The 22,459-nt window shown below is 31.9% G+C and carries 18 protein-coding genes; 10 read left to right on the forward strand and 8 right to left on the reverse strand.

Annotation, left to right across the window (positions count from 1 at the left end; genetic code table 11):
* Nucleotides 1–27 precede the first annotated feature (27 nt).
* On the forward strand, nt 28–1,104 hold the full coding sequence (locus tag E1J38_RS02270) for a sensor histidine kinase (protein WP_133354314.1): 1,077 nt from the start codon (nt 28–30) through the stop codon (nt 1,102–1,104).
* Nucleotides 1,101–1,811: a LytR/AlgR family response regulator transcription factor gene (locus tag E1J38_RS02275; protein WP_133354312.1), complete on the forward strand. Its 711-nt coding sequence runs from the start codon at nt 1,101–1,103 to the stop codon at nt 1,809–1,811. Before E1J38_RS02270 ends, E1J38_RS02275 begins: the two co-directional genes overlap by 4 nt.
* 5 nt (nt 1,812–1,816) lie before the next feature.
* On the opposite strand, the gene nagB is transcribed toward E1J38_RS02275, so the two are convergent.
* Nucleotides 1,817–3,730, reverse strand: a complete 1,914-nt coding sequence (nagB, locus tag E1J38_RS02280; RefSeq protein ID WP_133354310.1) for a glucosamine-6-phosphate deaminase — start codon at nt 3,728–3,730, stop codon at nt 1,817–1,819.
* A gap of 546 nt (nt 3,731–4,276) precedes the next feature.
* On the opposite strand from nagB, the gene E1J38_RS02285 reads away from it, so the two are divergent.
* The 6 genes from E1J38_RS02285 to E1J38_RS02310 all read left to right on the forward strand — a co-directional run bounded on the left by E1J38_RS02285 (nt 4,277) and on the right by E1J38_RS02310 (nt 9,825).
* Nucleotides 4,277–5,584: a tyrosine-type recombinase/integrase gene (locus E1J38_RS02285; protein ID WP_133354308.1), complete on the forward strand. Its 1,308-nt coding sequence runs from the start codon at nt 4,277–4,279 to the stop codon at nt 5,582–5,584.
* A 2-nt stretch (nt 5,585–5,586) separates the two neighbouring features.
* Nucleotides 5,587–6,435, forward strand: coding sequence for a hypothetical protein (locus tag E1J38_RS02290; protein ID WP_133354306.1), 849 nt, complete (start codon nt 5,587–5,589; stop codon nt 6,433–6,435).
* A gap of 179 nt (nt 6,436–6,614) precedes the next feature.
* A complete protein-coding gene (locus E1J38_RS02295) occupies nt 6,615–6,935 on the forward strand; it encodes a helix-turn-helix transcriptional regulator (RefSeq protein ID WP_133354304.1) in 321 nt (106 codons plus the stop codon).
* A gap of 37 nt (nt 6,936–6,972) precedes the next feature.
* On the forward strand, nt 6,973–7,698 hold the full coding sequence (locus tag E1J38_RS02300) for a hypothetical protein (protein WP_133354302.1): 726 nt from the start codon (nt 6,973–6,975) through the stop codon (nt 7,696–7,698).
* Between the two features lie 301 nt (nt 7,699–7,999).
* On the forward strand, nt 8,000–8,323 hold the full coding sequence (locus E1J38_RS02305) for a hypothetical protein (protein WP_133354300.1): 324 nt from the start codon (nt 8,000–8,002) through the stop codon (nt 8,321–8,323).
* Nucleotides 8,324–8,433: 110 nt separating this feature from the next.
* Nucleotides 8,434–9,825 carry a hypothetical protein gene (locus E1J38_RS02310; RefSeq protein WP_133354298.1) on the forward strand — a complete coding sequence of 464 codons (1,392 nt, stop codon included), beginning with the start codon at nt 8,434–8,436 and terminating at the stop codon, nt 9,823–9,825.
* Between the two features lie 117 nt (nt 9,826–9,942).
* Here E1J38_RS02310 and E1J38_RS02315 read toward each other — a convergent pair whose 3' ends face one another.
* The 4 genes from E1J38_RS02315 to E1J38_RS02330 all read right to left on the reverse strand — a co-directional run bounded on the left by E1J38_RS02315 (nt 9,943) and on the right by E1J38_RS02330 (nt 16,784).
* Nucleotides 9,943–11,541 carry a retroviral-like aspartic protease family protein gene (locus tag E1J38_RS02315; RefSeq protein WP_133354296.1) on the reverse strand — a complete coding sequence of 533 codons (1,599 nt, stop codon included), beginning with the start codon at nt 11,539–11,541 and terminating at the stop codon, nt 9,943–9,945.
* Nucleotides 11,531–12,184 (reverse strand): hypothetical protein, encoded by a 654-nt coding sequence (locus E1J38_RS02320; protein WP_222428227.1) that lies wholly within the window; start codon nt 12,182–12,184, stop codon nt 11,531–11,533. Before E1J38_RS02320 ends, E1J38_RS02315 begins: the two co-directional genes overlap by 11 nt.
* A 410-nt stretch (nt 12,185–12,594) precedes the next feature.
* Nucleotides 12,595–13,812 (reverse strand): DNA polymerase IV, encoded by a 1,218-nt coding sequence (gene dinB, locus E1J38_RS02325; RefSeq protein ID WP_133354292.1) that lies wholly within the window; start codon nt 13,810–13,812, stop codon nt 12,595–12,597.
* Nucleotides 13,809–16,784 carry a DNA polymerase III subunit alpha gene (locus E1J38_RS02330; protein WP_133354290.1) on the reverse strand — a complete coding sequence of 992 codons (2,976 nt, stop codon included), beginning with the start codon at nt 16,782–16,784 and terminating at the stop codon, nt 13,809–13,811. Before E1J38_RS02330 ends, dinB begins: the two co-directional genes overlap by 4 nt.
* Before the next feature lie 52 nt (nt 16,785–16,836).
* On the opposite strand from E1J38_RS02330, the gene E1J38_RS02335 reads away from it, so the two are divergent.
* Together E1J38_RS02335 and E1J38_RS02340 are read left to right on the forward strand one after the other, a co-directional pair.
* Complete coding sequence (locus E1J38_RS02335) at nt 16,837–17,616, forward strand: XRE family transcriptional regulator (protein WP_133354288.1); 780 nt, start codon at nt 16,837–16,839, stop codon at nt 17,614–17,616.
* A gap of 26 nt (nt 17,617–17,642) precedes the next feature.
* Nucleotides 17,643–18,356 carry an SOS response-associated peptidase family protein gene (locus tag E1J38_RS02340; RefSeq protein WP_133354286.1) on the forward strand — a complete coding sequence of 238 codons (714 nt, stop codon included), beginning with the start codon at nt 17,643–17,645 and terminating at the stop codon, nt 18,354–18,356.
* Nucleotides 18,357–18,362: 6 nt separating this feature from the next.
* On the opposite strand, the gene E1J38_RS02345 is transcribed toward E1J38_RS02340, so the two are convergent.
* Genes E1J38_RS02345 through E1J38_RS02355 form a run of 3 tightly spaced genes read right to left on the reverse strand, consistent with a single transcriptional unit; the run spans nt 18,363 to nt 22,363 of the window.
* Nucleotides 18,363–20,060, reverse strand: coding sequence for a DUF2075 domain-containing protein (locus tag E1J38_RS02345; RefSeq protein WP_133354284.1), 1,698 nt, complete (start codon nt 20,058–20,060; stop codon nt 18,363–18,365).
* Between the two features lie 5 nt (nt 20,061–20,065).
* The gene (locus tag E1J38_RS02350; RefSeq protein ID WP_133354282.1) at nt 20,066–20,395 is read right to left on the reverse strand and encodes a nucleotide pyrophosphohydrolase; all 330 of its coding nucleotides are present in this window, start codon (nt 20,393–20,395) and stop codon (nt 20,066–20,068) included.
* A 3-nt stretch (nt 20,396–20,398) separates the two neighbouring features.
* Nucleotides 20,399–22,363: a tetratricopeptide repeat protein gene (locus tag E1J38_RS02355; RefSeq protein WP_133354280.1), complete on the reverse strand. Its 1,965-nt coding sequence runs from the start codon at nt 22,361–22,363 to the stop codon at nt 20,399–20,401.
* Nucleotides 22,364–22,459 lie beyond the last annotated feature (96 nt).

The following is a 22,459-nucleotide window of genomic DNA, read 5'->3' on the forward strand; positions in this document are numbered from 1 at the left end:
AGCTAAACACCAAAAAATTTAACCCACATGAAATCTTTAAAAAAGATAACTTTCAACTCAAATCATAGATATAAAATATCTCCGTTACATCATATTCTTTTCTGGGCTTCTTATTTCTCATTAAACACATGGAGATGGGGAACATACTTCAATGACTTTAACTACTCTTTAAAAACTAATATTATTGGTTTTCCTTTACACATGATAACTTGTTATTTAACTATTTATATTTTAGTACCTAATTTGATTTTTAAAAAGAAGTATATTACTTTTTTTTTAGCACTACTTACTACCATATTTTTAACAGTAATAGCAAAGTTTAATCTTACTTATTATTTAGTAAGTTCAAATGTATGGCCAGAAGGACCTACTGTGACTAGCAATTTCACCTTAAGTTATGCTATTGATATGATGATTGGCGAACTATACGTTGTTACTTTTGTTGCTGCCATAAAAATAACATTTGACTTTCTTGAAGAACATAAACGTGTTACAGATTTAGAAAAGGCCAACCTAGAAACTGAATTACTTTTTTTAAAGACTCAAATTTCCCCTCACTTTTTTTTTAATACTCTTAATAACATTCATTCTTTAGCTTTAGAAAAATCTAACAAAACATCAAAAATCATACTGAAATTATCAGAACTTATGCGATACCTTTTGTATGAAACAAAGCAAAAACGACAAACATTAGAAAATGAAATTCTCTGTATTCAAAACTATTTAGATTTAGAAAAAGTGCGTCACGATGATTCCCTTGAAGTTAACATGTCTATTTCAGGTGACATTCAGGATAAAAAAATTGCACCCATTTTGCTATTATCCTTTATTGAAAATGCTTTTAAACATGGGGTTAACAAAAATATAGGAAATACCACAGTAGATATATCTTTCGAAATTAAAGAAAACTTTCTTTACTTTACAGTCTCAAATCCAATGCCTTCATCAATTAATCAGGAAAACCATGTTAACTATTCTGGAGGTATAGGATTAAAAAATGTTAGAAAAAGGCTTGCCCTAGGTTATAAAAAAGGGGATTATGACTTAAATTTTGAAGAATCTAACAATACATTTTACGCAAAACTTAAAATTAGAGTATCATGACCATTAAGTGTTTAATTGTAGATGATGAACCTTTAGCCATCAATGTTATAAAAAACTATTTAGATCAAATTGAAGGATTTGAATTATCAAATACATTTAATAACGCTGTAGACGGCTTAAACTTCTTAAAAAACAACAATGTAGACCTTGTTTTTTTGGATATAAACATGCCTGTTTTAGACGGACTTAGCTTTATTAAAAGCCTAGAAAATCCACCTATTCTCATTGTGACTACAGCTTATGATGAATTTGCTATTCAGTCTTATGAACTTGATGTATTAGACTACTTAGTGAAACCCATTGAGTTCCCTAGGTTTATGAAGGCACTGAATAAAGTTAACAGGAGATTAGGTAACCAAGGACAGCAAACAACACAAAAAACGCGTTCTCATCTTTTTATAAAAATTGATAAAAAGAAAATGAAGAAAGTATATTTAGATGAAATTCTTGTTATAGAATGCTTAAAAGACTACTTAAAAATAAACACCACTACAGGCAAACATATTATTCACAGCACTTTGGCAGACTTCACAAATTTACTACCTGAAAATGAATTCATTAGAGTTCACAGATCCTATACTGTAGCTGTAGACAAAATAGATGTTGTAGAAGGCAATAGCATTGAAATTGAAGGGGTTCGTTATGTTATAGGCAGGTCTTACCTTGAAAAGGTTAAAGAAAAAATACTTACACACAAAGCCAACTAATTTTTTTAAAAATGATATCTTTTAAAGGCTTCAATAGCCGCGTAGTCAGCCAACCCTAAATCGTTGTATTTTTTGGCTGTTAACCGGTTTCTGTCTTCGGCTCTAACCCAAAATTCTCTAGAGTCGTCTCCTTGAAACATAACACCATCTTTTTGTGATTGGTGATAAAAAATAGCATGCCGTTTTTTTAGCACCTGATCTGGACTCATAGGAACTGCCATCTCTATTTGGTAAGATTCCCATTCATGCCAGGCGCCACGGTATAGCCAAACCCAACAATTATTCATGTAATCGTTATGTTTTAATGCTTCTAAAGCTGTAAACAAGGCATCTAAACATACTTTATGAGTACCGTGAGGGTCTGCTAAATCACCAGCAGCATAAATTTGATGTGGTTTGATATCATCTATCAACTTTTCCATAATAGCCACATCCTCAGAGCTAATATTGTTCTTTTTTATGGTACCGGTTTCATAAAATGGTAAATCTAAAAAATGTACATTTTCATCACCTAGACCTAAATATCTTGTTGCTGCTAAAGATTCACTTCTTCTAATCAATCCTTTGAGTTTTCTTACCTTTTTAGAATCAATATCATTATCCGTTTTTATTTTTAGGAAGTTGATAATACTTTGGGTCTCATCACAATTTGGACAAAGTGACTGGGTGATTTCAGCAAATTTTAAAGCTTCTTCATCAGAAACAGCAATATTGCCCGAAGTTTGGTAGGCCACATGTACATCATGCCCTTGCTCAACTAGCCTATCAAATGTCCCTCCCATTGAAATAACATCATCATCAGGATGAGGACTAAAAATAATAACACGCTTACGTTCAGGCGCTGCACGTTCTGGTCGGTTAGAATCATCAGCATTGGGTTTTCCTCCAGGCCATCCTGTAATAGTGTGCTGTAACCTATTAAACATTTTTATGTTCAAATCATAAGCAGTTCCCTCCTCAGTTAATAAACCAGACATCCCGTTATTATTATAATCGGAGTCTGTAAGTTTCAATATTGATTTATTAAGTAATTCAGAAAGCCAAACTACTGCTTTTAATTTAAGTGACTCATCCCAATCACAAGAGGTTACCAACCAAGGGGTTTTTACCCGAGTAAGTTCTGTAGCAGCACCTTCGTCTAATATAAAAGTAGTATTCTTATGGTTTTGCAAATAGGTTGCTGGCACTTCAGAAGTGATATGCCCCTCTATTGTCTTTTGAATAATCTCTGCCTTATTACCACCCCAAGCCAATAAAACAATACGCTTGGCGCTCATGACTGTTCCAATACCCATGGTAATGGCCTTTCTTGGAACATTGTCAATGCCTAAAAAAGAGGGAGCAGCATCAACTCTAGTAATATGATCTAAAGTAATACTTCTAGTTCCTGAATTGAAATGTGACCCTGGTTCATTAAATCCAATATGCCCTGTTCTTCCAATTCCTAAAAGTTGAAAATCTAATCCGCCAATAGACTTTATTTTCTTTTCATAATCTATACAGTATTGATATAAATCATCTGCACTTACTTTTCCATCAGGAATATTAATGTTTTCGGGTAATATATCCACATGATTGAATAAATGTTCATGCATGAAATAAAAGTAACTTTGAATATTGCTTTTATCCATGGGATAATACTCATCAAGATTAAAAGTAGTTACGTTTGCAAAACTTAGTCCTTCTTCTTTATGCATTCGCACAAGTTCTTCATATACTTTTATTGGTGAAGATCCAGTAGCTAACCCAAGAACACAAGGCTTATTTTTAGCATTCTTTTCTTTGATTAAATCTGCTATTTCTCGAGCAACAAGAATAGATGGTTCTTTAGAATCATCAAATATGACATTATGGATTTTTTCATAACGTGTTTCTTCAAAAGTACCTGGTTTATTATAACGGATATGGTCTAATTTCATTTAAACAAAAGTTAATTAAAATCAAATGATAAAATTAACCTATAGAAACCTTACACGTTTATTATTTCGACAAACAACTTCTAGCTTTAGCTAAATGTTTAAATAAAGGTATCACATATTCTAGGAAACTAATTAAAATGATTTTCTTTAGCACAAACTCTGCTTAAGGTAGATACATTAAATTTACTCTACAAATGGCTACTGATATTTCTACTAATATAATTGATTTTGTAGTCAATAAGGATAAGTCATTTTTAACCTTAATATTAACTGCATCTATTATTTTTCGAATAGCTTTTAAACGCAAAAAAGCTTCTCAAAAATGAGAAGCTTTTCATTAAAATTGGTGCGGATGAAGGGAGTCACATCCTTAAATGAAATAAAATCCAAATGAATCATACATTTCACTTAAAAACCCATATTTTACAGCACTTTAAAGATATAAACAAATTCATTGAATACAAATGAATATTTCCAAATTCATTAAAATTCAGAGAAAACAGGGGTGTTTTTGGGGGTGTTTTTATTATCTTTACAAAAAAAATTATGCCCACACCCAGATACAGAGTAAAGACCAACAACAAATCAAACTCAATTTTAATTAGATTTAAGCAAGGGAATCAATTTGACACAGAAGTATCGACAGGAATAAAAGTCCCAAAAGGCAAGTTTAGCAATTCCAAACAACAAATAAACTTAACTGACGAAGTTGACTTTAAAGAACTAAACAAAAAACTTCGTAATTTAAAAACCCATATAGCAAACAAATACAGTACAGATTCTGTCAATGGTGCAATTATTGACAACAAATGGCTTAGAAATAATGTACATGCATTTTTGAATAAAAAGACTAAAAGCAATAAGATTAATAGCAAGCATTTTTTCATCCCTTTTCTAGAAGATTTTATAAAAGAGGCAGAAAAAAGAATAGACCACCCTATAAGACCAATCAAAAAAAGAACGGTTGAACACTATAAAACAACAAAAAGAAAAGTTGAAGCATTTGAGGAACACAAAGGAAAAACCTTAAAGATAAAAGATATAAACCTTCATTTTCATGACAAGTTTATCGAATACTTAGAATTGGAACAAAACCTCAATCCAAATACTGTGGGAGGTTACATCGATGTTATAAGACAAGTGTGCCGAAAAGCTAAACTAAAAGGACTAGATGTGAACAACGAATATGAGAGTTCTGATTTTTATACACCGTCTAATGAAACCCTTGACACTTACCTAAATTTAGAGGAGATTCATAAGATATATAATCAAAAATTTGAGTTGGACTATCTGGATAATGCTAGAGACTGGTTGATTATAGGAGTCTGGACTGGACTAAGAGTTTCCGACCTACTAAGTCTGACAAAATCAAACATAGATGGAGACTTTATAAAAAAAGACACTCTAAAAACTAATTTCCCTGTAATTATCCCTAAACATAATCACGTAAAACAGATTTTAAATAAAAGAAACGGAAACTTTCCAAGAAAAATAAGCGACCAAAACTTTAATAAGTACATCAAAAAGATTTGCAAAGAAGTGGGGCTAACTGAAAAAATAAAAGGAGCAAAAATTGTTGAAATCAAAATGACCAAAGATGGAAAGAAGGTCAAAATACATAGAAAAAGAGTCGGCAACTACCCAAAGTATCAATTAATATCATCACATATATGCCGAAGAAGTTTTGCTACTAATCATTATGGAAAATTAGACACTCTTACAATAATGAAAGTTACGGGACACAAGCTCGAATCACAGTTCCTATCGTATATTAAAATAACTCCAAAAGAATATGCAGAAAAGCTTAAAACCTATTGGGAGAAGATAGATGTAAATGAATTTGTTAATAGTTAATTATGTTGAAGCAAAAAGATTTTAGCCAATTCTATTTTTTCAATTTTAATCCTTGGGTTAAAAAAGAAGATTTAAAGGACAAAATAGAACATCCGTTTATATTTATCGAAAGCTACATGGATAATTTAAACACATATCCCTATCTAAATACTTTTGAAAAAGCTCAGATAATCTTTAACGATATTAAAGACTACCAAAAAGCCGCTTACAATTGTTTTGAACTGGAACTAAACCTCCTTCAAGAGAATAGGATAATGTACCTAAATCAAATCGTTAATAGACTTTTAAAAACCCAAAAAGACTTAAGACAATTAAAGAGGAAAGAGATTTTAAACAAACACAAACCCATACACATTGTAATTCATCTTCTTATAAATTCAGTCAAAGAAATTCTGCAATCAATTTTTATTGCTTACCATCTAGAACTTAATAATTCCAATAGAGAAACTTTGTCTAAATGGTTTTACTTAAAAAAAGCTGTCGTTTCTTTTCGCCTAAACAAATACCCAGAAGACAGAAGATTTGAGAGATTATATAACGAGAAATTGATTAAAAAGGGGTTTATATCTCAATTAACCAACTTTGCGACATTTAAGTCCTTGTTTGAGGCTAGGCAACTAGAAAACAAAATAAACTGGATTGACAGAAAGTCCACTCTTTATTATTTTATTAAGCTTCTTCTTCAATACAACGCAATAAAAAACCCAAAAAACAGACATTGGGAAGTAGCCTCCGAATTCTTTTTATTGAAAGGAGAATCGCTGCTACCAAAAGATTTTCTTAATCAAAAAGAAACTATGAATAAGGTAAAAAGAAAACATTTAGAATCCTTTGTTAAAGCATTAGTTTAAAACTCTTAGTTAGAAATAAATATTCCTGAATTAGCTAATTCAAAGCTTCAAACACATTAATACACCTAATGGCATCATTTTATAGCTTTTAAAACACTCTTAGTTTAATATTAGAGTACTATACATTATGTTTTTTATTCGTCTCTTTGTTAAGAGTTTAACAATAAAAAACAACTATTATGAACCAAGTACTTTTAACATCAATCCCAGTAGATGAATTAGTTCAGATTTTTACAGTAATTATTGAGGAGGCTATTATAAAGCACAATAAAACTGAAAAAAACAAAATTATTCTCGAAGACAAATTTGGAGACCATTTAACCAAGAAGGAAGTTCTTGAAGTTTGTAAAATAAAATCTCCTACTACCCTTTGGAACTGGGAGCAAAAAGGCAAACTTGTTCCTAAAAGAAGAGCAGGTAAAAAGCCTCTATACTTAAGACAGGATGTAGAAGACTTTTTAAATGGTGGCTTTTTAGACTCTAACCAAAAAGCTGCCTAATTATCAGAAACAATAATTTACATAAAAACTTTAGACCATGAAGAAATACACTATTACTAAATCAATAACACGTAAAGAACGTTGCAATCTAGTCTATAAATTATACTCTGAAATGATGTCCAATAACCATTTCTTAATGATATTTTCCACCTTGGAACAAGAACTAGCTAGAAAGCAAAAGATGCGTCTATATGGAAACAGAAAAGATAATAAGCTTAACGTAGTTAAGTTAGTCAGATTCAAAGGAATTCTGGTGTACAATATCATTACGAAAAACAAAGGAATTGATATTGTATTTGATGCTTCACCAATTGATGCTCCTTATGTTGAGTTTATAAGAATTGCCCCAAGCGGAACTCCAATTGTTTATTCTCAGCACCTTCTGGACAGATACAATGAACGCATTTGCAATGATAGGTTTACTAATCATAAGGATATAATGAAGGAACTCTTTGTTAGAAATCCAAATAAGGCTAATATGGCTATCAGTGACAACAACCAAATAGTGCAACGCATAGATGACGGATTCGTATTGGGAAAATTAGACAAAAGAAATAGTTATATAGTTTTAAATACGTTTTATGAGTCGGAAGAATACAGGGATAATGAGATTAAAAATTCTGCAAGAAAAGCAAAGTTATTTCATGACAACCTTACAACGGAACAGCAAAATGAATACAACTCTCTTCTATTCCTACGTCAAAGAGTGGGACTAAGTTTTGATAGTTTCATAAGAGGAATTAAAGGAAAAGGCTTTTTCTAGACTAGAGTGCTATTGAAATAAATTATTATCATACCCCAAATCAATAACCCGAAGGCTCTTTAGCCACAATTTCAAATTTTATTAATCACAAGACATAAGTAGTGTTTTTACATTACCCAGCATCACTTATGTCTTATTTATACACATAACAATAATGGAAAGTAAAAAGAAAATACACAAAAAAGAACGTTTGCCCAAGAAATCACTAAATCTAATTATGCCAGAGTATCGTTTAACAAAAAAAATGTTTAATCGAAAATTTAAGAAGTGGAATTCATTTAGAGTAAAATGTTTAGAGCTAATGATATTATTAAAGGCTTGGCAGCTTAAACAAACAAATGGGCTTGATTGGTTTAACCTAGACGAAGTAGTATTGGACAATTTTTTGCCTGATTGGAAGGAATGCCTAACTAACTTAATTGAAATAGGTCTGATTGAGGTAAATCCATATAATGATAAACTCAATTTTAAAAATAATGAAACATCATATAGAGAATTACACCTAAAAAGCAGTTCTAGAATATTACTTCTAAAAGAAATACTAGTTTCAATAGACAAACAGCGGTACAGTAATTTGTTCGAGTATAGCAACCAGAAGCATTATGCCAAAAACAGACTTAAGTAAAGTCGTTTTAACAAGTATAAGGTATATATCAGCACATCCAAAGGCTAATTTTTTAAAACAAAAAAAATCTACTACCAAAATGAAATCATTAATACTAAATACTTAATCTTATGATAGTTAATATAAATGACAAAGAAATTCACGTTTGGCTTTCAAAAGGGATGATGACAGATTTAAAGGAGAAATTGGAGGTCTATAATAAAACTATCTTATGCAGAAAAAAATTAAGTCTTCCTGTAGCCTCATATTTTGCCAATCTACCAACATATATTCACAGTAAAAGAAAAGATGAATATCACAATGGCTGGGTGCCGATTTGCTCAGATTTAATTAAACCTATTGGTCAGAACGAAAAATACATGGACTTTCTGGTCGATTTTAAGTTTTTCGAAGAGAATCCAAGTTATAGTCCTGACCTTCACTACTGCAAACAGTACCGATTGACAGAAAAATACAGAAAACAAGTAGCACAACGTTTTACTATTCCTGCCAACAAAGATTTTTGCAAAAAAAGAGCTGAGTTTTATCTAAAGAGAATGGAAAATGCCAAAGAAAGTACAGGGCATCTAACTAATTGGCTGGACAAGTCCGATTTATTTGAAATTGATGTTCAAAGTGCGGAAAACTACATAAAGAAAGCTTACACTGGCTCCAAAATTGAGGAGCGAAATTGCCGTCAGATGATAATTGATAAAATAAACGACAACAACATGATATACAGCAGGGAAGGCAAAGACAACAGGCTACACAGCTTACTAACCTCTATATCAAGAGACCTAAGACCCTTCATAAAATACAACGACAAACCATTAATCTCACTAGACATAACTTCAAGTCAGCCCTTCATCTTGGCATCCATAATCTACAGATTAATAAATCACCAAGCTAATGCCTCCCATTTACTTGAAAAATCACCTAGCTTTTCTTCCTCTATAATGTTCAACCCAAATGATAATGCTAGGGGTTTGGAAGGTTTTATAAATAAAGTTTTATCGGGAGAGTTCTATAGCTCCTTTGGTGATGTCCTCTATAAATCGGGTTTGCTGTACTCTAATGTAGATGATATTTATCTATTGGAGAAAGGTTCAACCAAAGGTTTTGAGAGCAGAAGGGATGCTGCTAAAAAAGCCATAATGCGGATATTATATAGTTCATCAGGGAACAATGAAAAAATTGTTCAAGTATTTAATGAAACTTATCCAGAAGTAGGAGAAATATTAAAGAAGTTAAAGTCTAAAGATAAATCTAAATTCCCTATTCTAATGCAGAATATTGAAGCTGCGTTTGTCTTAGACTATTGCACCAAAGAAATAGCCTTAAAACACCCTGAAATACCTTTATTTACTACTCATGATAGTATTTTGACCACTGAAGATTATGTTGAAATCTTAGAAGAGGAATTTTATGTGTGCTTGAAAAACTTCTTTGTAATCTGTCCAAGACTGAAAAAGGAATTCTGGAGCGGAGAATTTAAAAATAATGAATTAAAAAAGACTGCTTAAAAAGAGCAAATAAAAAACTTATCCTGTCTTCTCTTTCTGTGCTTTAATTTTCAATAAATATAAAATTATTTGAACATTACTTGTCCTTTAAATAGAACGAGTTGTTGCCACACGTTTTTAATCTTCTTTATATATCCATAACTGCTTATTATCCCAAAATTCCTTAGCTCTTTCATACCCATTCTCAAATGATTTTTCAATCCAAGATGCAGATTTTGCTTTATCTATATTTGTGCCATATCCATAGTAATAAGAAACACCAACTTGATATTGAGCCGCTGAATGTCCTCTATAAGCTGCTTCGTAATAATACTTGAAACCTTTTTTTCTATCGGTTAATATTCCTTCACCGTTATAAGTCATGAGACCCATCATATAATATGCATGGTCATGTCCATTTTTTTTAGCGTCAATTTCGTAATGCAAGAAAGCTTTTCTTTTATCTACTTTAAAATGTTCTCCTAAATAATACATCTGTCCCAACATTGTATTAGAACCATAGTATCGATTAGCAGCACCTTTCTCATAATATTCTACTGCTTTTCCAAAATCCATTGTTATCCCATAACCACCATAATAAAATATATCTCCCATTTTTTTATAGTTTGGCAAAACTCCTTTTTCATACCAATATAGTGCCTTTTCATAATCTTTTGAAACCCCTTCACCATAATAATAACAATCACCTAATTCACTGTACGAGTCATTTTGTCCAGCAACGGCAGCTTTATGGAACCAATAAAAAGCCTCATCATCTTTACCTGAATTTTTGTAATAACGTCCAAGTGAATGAGAACATGCCGAACTTGTAAGAGAGTTTCCTAAATTAGCTCCTTTTTTATACCAATATATTGATTTTTTACTGTCTATTGTACCATTTTCAACAACAGCAAATCTATAATTTTCACCAAGTTCATAACAAGCATCCTCACTTTTATTATTACATGCCTGTTCTAGCAGATAAACACTTTTATAAAACACTTCTTTTGCCTTTGATTTATCAATTACTTGAACGATTTCATGATACAGTTTCATATAAGAAGCACCTAACTCGTATTGTGTAATAGGGTTGTCTTTATTTTTTAATGTAGTTAACGAATCTAATTTTTTTACCAAATTTTTAATATCATGATTATCTTTTAATTCTGATGTTGGCACAAATTCGATTAAATTTTCTTTAACCAAAAAGTTCATCAATCTTGAATAGCCTTTATCATTTTCCTCCAGAGATAATTCTTCATTGTTGTCATTAAAAATTAGTAGATTTTCCTTAATGGTATATGCGCCTAACTTATCAATCGCAGTTTGACCCAACAACAGAGGTGCTTCCAAATTATGAACTATTGTCGCATTTATGTCACTTAAAAGTGTTCCTCCAATATCTATAGACTTTAAGTTGATTTTCGTTCCTTCACGAATTTCACCGTTTGCCATTTTATAGTTAACACTGCCTAAAACATCGTCCTCTTTCAACAATCCTTGTTTCAGTAAAAAACCTGCTTCAATATAGGATATGGATACATCAGATGCTCCAGTGTCAAAAATAAATTTCATCGGTATGCCGTTTACTTTGCATGGAATCTGATATACTCCATTTAATTTTTCCATTTCAATTACCTTTTGCGCAAAGACACTTGTAACTAATAACATACAAAGTAATGTTAATTTTATTTTTCTCCTCGGATACATTGCTTTCAGTAGTTTTTTAAATTTCATTTCTTGACATAAAGTCCATCACGTTTCGCAGCATGAGTTCAACTTGTTCCCTAGTATATTCCGAATACTGCCCATGTGCAGCTTTATTCCTTAAGTCCAATAGGGCTGTAACATTTTTTTGGTCTAATTTGTTATAAACTTCAGATTTAGTGAGTTCTGAATTTAGTAAATCAGCTTTCTTATGCACCTCCTTTCCGTTTTTTACTACTGTAATATCAATCCCGTTTTTATTGCATAGTTGCCTTAAGTGCTCTTCCAGTACGCTTCCAATCATAACCGCTGCTGGGTCTTTATAATTTTCTTCCAACAAATATTCAGCCATCTCCATAAAATCGGTAAATATTTCTGCCGAAATCAAATTTCGTAATGAATTCACCCAACCTTGTTCTATTTCTGATTTTATTGCATTCAGAATTCCACGTCCAGTTCTGGTTTCGCTTGGATATGTTCTTGCACATCTATTATTAAAGTCTTTAAAATATGGATGATTTTCTCCATATAAATTAACAATAAAAGATAATGATGCATTTCTAAATTCGCTAAATCTTTCGTTGTTTACAGTCGAAATTGAAATTGAGCCTCCGCCTGAAGAAGTGCTTGCTAAAACATAATCAGCTTTTTTGATTAGTTCGTCAACTCTCAAAATTAATTTTTGTTCTATATTCATAGTTTCGTCCAAATTACTGGTAAATATATATAATAAGAATTTACCACTTTAGTTCCCTGCAATGCCGATGCACTGATAACTATTTATTATTTTACCCATAGTCTAACTTAAGTTCTAAGCTCCTAAAGTAGTTGTAAGATTTTATCTGTTAAATGATTATTGTCAGTTTATACTTATTTTATTGGAACGCTTTATTACTGTAGAGAGGTAAGAAGAGTAACTTAAATTAGTAAATAACTATACTTTTAATAAAGAATAACAAAGCTATTTACCATACTAAACTTATAAATTTGAGTTGCCTTTCCTGCCTTTTATTAAAATTGTTCCAATTTTAGGATGTGGATAACAAGCTTAGTTTACCCTCTCCAATAAGTACAGAAGACATTTTACCTCCTCCTATTAGCCAACAAAGGAGGTGGTTCTCCATTAAAAGGGTTCCACCTACCTATGCTTTTTGCTTCCATTCCGTTTGCCCTTATAACAGCCCTATCCCCATAACGTTCTCTCATTTTATCCATGGCTTGATAAAGGTTAATCACCTTCTCATTATCATCAAAAATATCAATTTGATAACCACCTTCCACCAAATGACTAAATTTTACCCCTATCAAACGAACCAACAATCTCCTTTGATACAACTTCTTATATAATTCCATGACAACAGGGATTATTTTATGGTCGGCTGAACTGAAAGGGATTCTTTTTTGCATGGTATAGGTTTGAAAATCAGTGTATCTAATTTTAAAAGTTATACAAGCTGTTAGTTTATTTCCTTGTCTTAGCTTGTAAACTAAATTTTCAGCCATTGCAGTTATAATGCTTTCTAGTTTTCTAACATCAGTTGTGTCTTTATCAAATGTGCGTTCTACAGATATAGATTTTCTTTCATGATATTGAATTACTGGAGTATTATCTATTCCATTTGCTTTTTTCCATATACTCAATCCGTTTTTGCCTAAAACCCTATGCATCATTTCCATTGGCATTTCCTGTACAGTTCTAATCCTTTTTATTCCCAAATCACATAATGATTTATAGGTTACTTCTCCAACCATAGGTATTTTTCTAACTGATAATGGAGATAAAAAAGGTTTCTCAGTGCCTTTTAGTATTTGAATCTGGTTATTGGGTTTTGCTTCGCCAGTGGCTATTTTAGAAACGGTTTTGTTAATAGATAAGCCAAACGAAATAGGTAGTCCAGTTTCTTTGATGATTCGTTGTCTGATTTCTGATGCTAGTTTATGGCAACCAAAGAATTTGTCCATTCCTGTGAGGTCAATATAAAACTCATCAACAGAAGCTTTTTCATAAAGCGGTACACTTTCTTTTATAACCTCAGTAACCATGTTAGAGAACTTTGTATAAATCCCCGAATTGCCTCTTAATGTAATGGCTTCTGGACAAAGCTGTTTTGCCATCCTCATAGGCATTGCCGAATGAATCCCAAAACGTCTTGCTTCATAACTACACGAAGCTACGACCCCTCTATCGGATGTGCCTCCTATAAGTACAGGCTTGCCAATAAGTTTACTATCCAATAGCCTTTCACAGGACACAAAAAAAGTGTCCAAATCCATATGTACTATAGAGCGTTCATGGTTCATGATGCCTTTTGATTGGTTTCAATATCAGAATACCTAGGGTCTTCAATGATGGCTAGTCTATGCATTTCTACGACTTCAATATTTATACAATCGAACTCTTCCAAAACCTTTCCTTTGATTTTATAAATGCCCTTACCTCTAAATGGGAATTTTGATGCAATAGGTGGAAAATGAACGGTATCAATAAAATCACCATAGTAATCCAAAAAAGTTCCAAAATACATGGATTTACCATTTAAAGTTGTGGTTCTTTTAGTTGTAACTAGATAACCAACGACCTCAATAACATAGTTTACAAACTGAGGTAATTTATTTGCTCTCAGAATCATTTTAAGAGGCTTTAAGAGCAGTTTAAATGGATTACATAATGGATAGCCAAGAAGCTCTAATTCATCAAATGCGTCCTCCAATTTAGTTGATGGTAATTCTGGGGTTTTATAGTTAATTCTTTCTGCTTTAAATAATGTGATTCTATGCTCTTCAAATGTGATATTATTAATCTTCGTATAAGCTTCCCATAAGAGTTCCCTTTTATTTATTCTAGTAAACCTAAAGGCATTGATTTTTATTAGTATCGCTACTTGCTCCATTGAAATAGGTACTCTATCAATAAAGTCATCCAACGACTTAAACTCCCCATTTTTTAAACGCTCTTCGATAATGCTTTTAGAGTTCTTGGATTCAAATGATTGTAGGAACAAAAAGCCTATATAAATATCCTTATCATATATAACCGCCTGACCAAAACTTTTGTTAACACAGGGAGCTTGAATAATAGCTCCATTCATTCTGGCTTCGTGTATATATAATTCCCTACTATAAAACCCGCCTCCATTGTTAAGGGTAGCAACCATATATTCCAGAGGATAATAAGCCTTAAGAAATAAGCTCTGATAGCTCTCTACAGCATAACTCGCTGAATGCCCCTTTGCAAAGGCGTAACCCGCAAAACTCTCAATTTGTCGCCATATTTCTTTTGTAAGGGCTTCGTCCTTTCCGCTTGTTTTACAATTAATAAAGAATTGCTCTTTAACCTTTAAAAACTCCTCCCTTGACCTAAACTTACCTGACATGCCTCGTCTTAGCATATCAGCTTCACCAAGGTTAAGCCCTCCAAAAAAATGGGCAACCTTAATCACATCTTCCTGATAGACCATTACCCCATAAGTATCTGGCATGATATTTAATAAAAATGGATGGGCTTCTTTTCTCCTGTTTGGGTATCTATATCTTAAAATATACTCTCGCATCATCCCAGACTTTGAAACCCCTGGTCTTATGACGGAACTGGCAGCCACCAAACCCAAATAATTATCGACTTGAAGTTTTTTTAAAAGCATACGCATGGCAGGCGATTCCACATAAAAACAGCCTATTGCTTTAGCATTTTTTAATAGATACTTAATTCTAGCATCTTGCTTAAACCTCTTAATATCATGAATATCTATTGCCTTTTTATCTGGATGATTGTACTTGACAATTTCAACAGCTTCTTTTATTTTTCCAAGTCCCCTTTGACTTAGTATATCAAACTTATAAAGTCCAATATCTTCAGCTACCACCATATCAAATTGAGTCGTTGGAAACCCTTTTGGAGGCATAAACGTAGCTGTGTAATAGTGTATCGATTTTTCTGAAATAATGATACCCCCTGCATGAATTCCTAAATAGTTTGGAAACCCTTCAATGTACTTACTATACTTGATAACCAATTGGGAAAGCTTATCCAGTGTTTGATAGTTATAACGACCTGAACTAAGAATATCTATCTCAGATTTTGGGAGTCCAAAAACCTTTCCTAATTCCCTTACTGATGCTTTGTATTTGAAAGTGTTATAAACAGCAATCAGAGCAGTATTCTTAAAGGTCTTGAATATAAACTTGGTAATATCATCCCTGTCCCTATGGCTAAAATCCAAATCAAAATCTGGTGGATTAGTTCTATATAGATTAATAAACCTCTCAAAATATAAATCCAGTTCAATGGGGTCTACATCCGTAATTCTAAGCAGATAGGCTACAATGCTATTTGCCCCACTGCCACGACCAACATAAAAATACCCTTTGCTTCTAGCATACTTTAAAATTTTCCAATTAATCAAGAAATAGGAAACAAATGATTTTTCTTTTATGATTTTAAGCTCTTTATCTATACGGTCAAGTATTTTATTGTTTACAACCTCATATCTATATTTTAATCCTTCATAAGTTAGTTTCTTTAAAAGCTTATAATCTAAAACTTGATTGTTAGTGTACGAGCTTTGGTTATTTGGTATTTGTCCACTAAAGTCAAAAACTACATTGCAGGAGTCTAATAACCTTTGAGTATTTTCAATTAGACAAGGGTAATCTTGATAAACCTTTAATAGCTGTTCCTTAGAAATGAATTTATGGTCTTCTGAACCTGTTTCACTTACAGATAGTTTGCTTAGTAAAGTATTGTTGTCAATTGCCCTTAAAAGTCGATGAGTGTTAAATCCTTTTTTATCAATAAATGAGACTGTATTTAAAATTACCAATTTGCTTGTATCCCCTTGGAAACGCAAAAGCTTAATAGTATTCAAATCACTTGTCTTAACTCCCCAATATTCATTTTGCTTTAAAGTATTACCATAATATTTTTCGAAGGGATAAATGGTAAAAACATCCTCTAACTCATCAGCCTTGTTCGGTATTTCATAATTATTATGATGCAGAAAACTCGATAGATAGGTGTTAATATTCTGAAACCCTATGTTGCTTTTTGCAATCATTACAAACTCCTGTTTAGCTCCGTTTCTAAAATCCACACCAATAAGTGGTCTGATATTGTGTTTGGGAGCTAATCTCATGAACTCCAAGCAAGCCGTTGTGTTATTTATATCAGTAAGTACAAAAGTTCTATAACCGCCCTTATTTGCAAGGAAAAGAAGCTCTATAGGCTTTATTGTTCCGTACCTTAAACTATAATATGAGTGAGAGTTCAAAATCATATTACAAAATTAGTTTCATTTTTAAACAATTATTGTTTAATTTTGAAACATTATGAATTTTATAGCATCAAACACACGTTACATAAGGGAAAGAAAAGGTTATACTCAGGAGTATTTGGCAGAGGAGCTTAAATGGTCTAGGTCAATGGTTATGTCATTTGAATCTGGTAGGACAGAGCCATCTATTGAAAAACTGGTCGAGCTTTCTAATTATATCAAAATTCCTATAGATACTTTGATAAAGGTTGATTTAAGAAAAACAAAAGATGTGTCCTTTATTGAAATCGCTAATAATAGGGTTTTATTCCCTATCATGGTAGATGATAACAATGAGGATACAATTGAAGTTGTGCCAATAAAAGCTACAGCAGGGTATTTATCAGGATATGATGACCCAGAATACATAGAACAATTGGATAGAATCAAACTCCCTTTTTTACCAACTGGTAAACATCGCACCTTCCCAATAAAGGGTGATTCTATGCTGCCTGTAAAAGATGGTTCATACATTGTTGGAAGGTTTGTCGAAGACATTAATGATGTAAAAAGCGGTAAGACCTATATATTACTAACCAATGATGAAGGAATCGTTTATAAAAGAATTATAATTGATAAAGATGACGATGAACATTTCATCCTGCAATCTGACAATACTATCTATCCTCCCTATCAGGTTCACAAAAAGGATATATTAGAGCTTTGGGAGTACACATGCTGTATTAATACTCAGGAGTATGACGAAACAGAGTTAAAACTAAGCAGTATAGCCCAAATGTTTCAGTCATTGGGTGTTCAATTAGAATCATTGGATAAAATGGTCAAAAATACGTAATTTTAATACATTCTAATCCAGTTGTTATGTGTTATCATACTTCTCAAAAGAAACAAAACAGGGAAACTATTAAAAATGATTTTGGAGTTAATGTTATTGATTCGGATTATATACCAACCTATTATCACGTAAACGGTTTCCAACGTCCCCAGATGATGGTTATCACTGAGCAAGAGCCTGAAAAAATTCAGTTAGCTACATGGAGTATAGCTCCCCCAAACTCAGAAGACATAATGGGATATTGGAAGAAAACTGGAGGAGGATGTGTCAATACTAGAATAGAATCGCTATTTGAAGCCAGAACGCCATATTGGAAAAAGGATGCTATACTAGGAAACAAGTGTGTGTTTATTGTTGATGGAATGTTTAAGGTCTATACTGCTTCTAACAAGAATAAAATCCCAATGTTAGTAAGAAGACCAAATGATGAATTATTTGGTGTTTTGGGATATTATACGGAGCAGGGAGGCATTTTAACAGCTTCAATGCTCACAACCGATAGCGATGACTTTATCGGACAATTTCATAAACGTATGACCTTTGCTTTTGAACCTCAAGACGTTGAATACTTCTTTCAATTAAATAGTGAGGAAGATTTTAAAAATGAAATACAAGTACATCAAACTAGAGGTTTTGAATATTATTCTGTAAGTCATGATGTCATCAACTCTCATAAAGAAAGCAATAGACCTGATATAATTTCTAAAGTTGATTATCCTGAATTGAATACTCTATTTTGAAGACTATTATTGAGTGCCTATAAATTTATTAAAATAGTCCCTCAAACCTTTATCACAAATATAAATATAAACCCCTTTTATACCCCTATACATGAGTGTTTTGTATATATTTATAATGTAGTCTTTAAGTACTTCAATATCACTTATCCCAACCATTCCTTTTGAGTCATAATATTCAGCCTTATCAATTATAATTTCTCCTGAATCTTTATCATACTTAATTTCATTGCCGAAAATCACACCAGCATAATTAAGGTCATAACCCTGAGTAGTATGTATACAACCTATTTCATTTAAGTCATCCGTACTGTTAATCCAATCATGAGGCACTCTATTCCAAGTTAATTCTACACCATCAATTACTGCATCAGGAATGTCAGATTCTTTGGAAACCCATTTCCAACTATATCCAGCCATCATTCTACACAGTCCATAGTCCTTCTCTTTTATCTTCAATTCATTAATCAAATCAGGTAAGTAGTCAAATATTTTAAGGTCGTATTGGTCACTTTTAAACTCACCCTTACCTTCTAATTTACTAAGTCTTGTGTTTAACAAATCATCTACAAAATCTATATAATCAACACCTCCTTTCGACCTTAATTGAGATGTTAATCTAATAATCTCAGTATCTTGCAAATTCTTAAGTTCTAAGAAATAATTCTTATCAACATCACTTGGTCTAATCGACTGTGCTTGGTCATAAAACAATAGTTGGTGTTTACTACTTTTAAGTATCCAATCTAGTTCTGTTCCTTCTTCTCCTAACCCAAAAGCTCTGTTGTTCTTATCATGACTTCTATAGTTTGTTATACCAAAACGTCTTCTAAGTCTATGAGCTTCATCCACAATCAAAACATCATAATCCTTTTTTAAGACTTCTGACGCACCTATAACCATATTTGCCTTTAGTCCTTTAACATTTTTGAAAACCTCTTTAATTGTCTTTCTAAGTGATACCATAGGGACAACTAGACCAATCACTAACTCCTCTTTTTTAGCTTGAATCGTTTGAACCAATTCAAGTTCCTGTAAAGTGTCTCCTTCCAAATCTTCATAATCATCTAAATCGAACTTAGTAAGTAATAACTTAATAAGATATACTGCCAATACAGTTTTCCCTGTTCCAGCACTACCCTCTACAAATACAGTACTAGTATCTTTGTTGAGTAAGATATTCAAATACTGCCGAATTGCTAAATGTTGGTCTTGAGTTAAGGATTTATAAGGAGAGTATTTAAACAAGTCTGAATTGTCTATATCCAAAATGTTTTTAGTAACAACCTTTTCTAATTTTAAATTCTCCCATATATTTTCAAACACCTGAAAATACTTATCTTTCTGAAAATAATTATGGTCTGCAATACCAGCATTACCATTTAAAAGAATAAAAGTCTCATCAGCAACCATATACTTTATAAGGTTTGATTCTATATCTAATGTTGCGGACTTATTAAAGGTTTTACTAGATATTATATAAACATATTTAAGCTTTGACTTCTCAGGGTGAGCCAAATGGTTCTGCATTCTACTTAATGCACTTGTAGACTCTCCTACATAAGCTATAGAAGTGTTTAAATCATAAAGTATGTAAACTATTGGATATAAATTTTGAGTATAGTAGTCGTCCTCTATTTGGCTGATATATAGTTTATCAAATAGATATTTATTAATTACAAAATCAGTAGGTATCAATTCCTCCATAAGAACTAGAACTCATTATACTTCTTGGCATTTCCTTTAGCTTTGGAGACAGGGTATTTTTGAGAGTTCTTTAAGATTTTCTTCTCTACGATTTCAGAAACGTCCAAATTATGTTTTTCAGCCAGTAAAAGAGCAAAGGAAAATATATCAGCCAACTCATCTTCTAGTTTTTCGCTTCTAAAATCCTCATTTCCCTTCCATAAAAACAATTCCAACAACTCACTTGCTTCAATAGAAATTGCTAAAGCCAAATCTTTAGAATTATGAAACTGCTCCCAATCACGTTCATTCCTGAACTCAATTAACTTCTTAATTGTCACTTTTAAATCACTCATAGATTATAAGTTAATCATTTTATTTGCTAAATCGTACTCTTTATCAAAAGGCATGTTTAAACCATTAAGCATTTCGGGTATTGCTAAAGCCCAACTTACATAGTAGTAAGATAGTGTTTTATATCCACTAAAATTACTATTAGGAATAGAGGGTACGGAATACCCTTTCTTTTTTGGGTCAATTCCTGTCATTCCTAAAGTAGCCAATTCAAATGCTATTTTCTTAACTTCTTCTTTCTGAAAATTTTTAAAGTAATTCAATGCATCAATCATGTACATTACAACAGCATTATTGATATTATCTCCTGAATGCTCATCTAGAAATTTTTTCATTTTCCTATCACTAGATAGGTCTTGCTCATTCAATCCGTAAGGGTCATCATTTACTTCATCAACAACTTCATCAACTGTCTTTCTCTTTCGTTCTTCTTCTGGAATCAGGTTAAAATATGAATCTAGTTTCAAGTCTTCAGCCCAATGCTGAATAATTTCATACTCTTCTCCCCCTTTTTTATCATTTTTATATTCATTGAACTCCTGATAAAGACTTTCAGCCGTATTTAATTCAAGCTTTGTTGCCTTAAATTCATCAACAAGACTAATATTAAACAGAGTTCTAAAATGAAAGGCGTTAACCAAATTATAAATTTTAGATGAAGTCAATACAGATTTTGGCACGTTATCAACTATATCCTTTCTAGTTGTTCCTACAAGACCTTCTTTTATTAACCTAAGTAAGGACAGGTACTGAATAGGTCTAATCTTTGTATATCTAGCATATATACTGTCTTCTATAAACAAGTCAATAGGAGTATTGAATACTTGGTTATTAATACCTTCAAATAAACTACTTAAAAATTTATCAACTGATTCTTTAGGAATACCCTTCTTAAGCAAGCTACTTGAAAACTTCTTTAAAGACTGTTTAAACTTTGCTTTACAAGATTCATTTGTAGTAAATAAAAAATTTCCGTTTACCTCCCTAGCATCCAAGACCAACTCTAGATGCATTAATTCATGCAGAACCAAATGAGAAACAGCTTCATATTTTGGGTTATATTTTACTAAGTGATAATTTCTATCATAATTTTCAGCGAATTCAATTTTGGCTGCAGTGTTAATGCTATCATCACTTAAAATATTTATCTTATTGCCCCCTCTTTTCACTAAATCTTCAATAAACTGACTAACTATTTTATCAGTTTTAAATACATTAGAATATTGTTTAGCTGAATGATTTACTAAAGATTCAGCATTAACATAAACTTCATCACCCTTTTTTGAATACTTCAAAGCTTTGAGTCCAAAATCAAATGCTTTGTAATATTCTCCTTCACCCTCATAAAATATACCCATGGCTAAGTAGGTATTAGGATACTCAGGGTTAATTTCTAATGCTTTCTCGAAAAATTTTAGAGCTTCAGATTTTTTATTATTCTGTATCAATATTGCCCCAACATTATTTAGAGTAATATAATTCTCAGGATTCAACTCTAATATTTGGTCATAATATAATAAACCTGTTTCTATATCTTTCTTATATTTTACAAAGATATTGCCCATCATAAGCAATGCCCATTCATTCTCAGGATTCCATCTCAAAGAGTCAATTAGTGCGTTAATAGCCTCATCTTGTTCTCCTATATCCGAATGAATTTGACCAAGTAATCTATTATATTCAGAAACACTTGGGTATTCGTCAACCAATTCTTTTGCTAATTTTAAAGCATCTTCAAGTTCATCTCCTTCGCATAAACGAATAAGATGATTAAATCTATCTTTTTGAACATTAATCTCGTCTATTTTAATATCAACTTCAATATAATTTTTTTCAACCTTAACCGATGGCTTAATTGAATTGACCATGTAGTACTCCGTGACTTTTTCTACAATATCCTTTTTAGTATAATTATTCGCTAAACAATTGAACAACAGTTTAATTATATTGATTGGTATGATAATTTTCATTCGTCATTTTTTTATTGCACAAATCTATTAAATCAAAAATGTTTAAAAGAAAATTCTATTAACAATAATTTAATCAAGCAAAAATGTTCAATTCGA

This window comes from Seonamhaeicola sediminis, from assembly GCF_004358095.2.
Classification (GTDB): domain Bacteria; phylum Bacteroidota; class Bacteroidia; order Flavobacteriales; family Flavobacteriaceae; genus Seonamhaeicola; species Seonamhaeicola sediminis.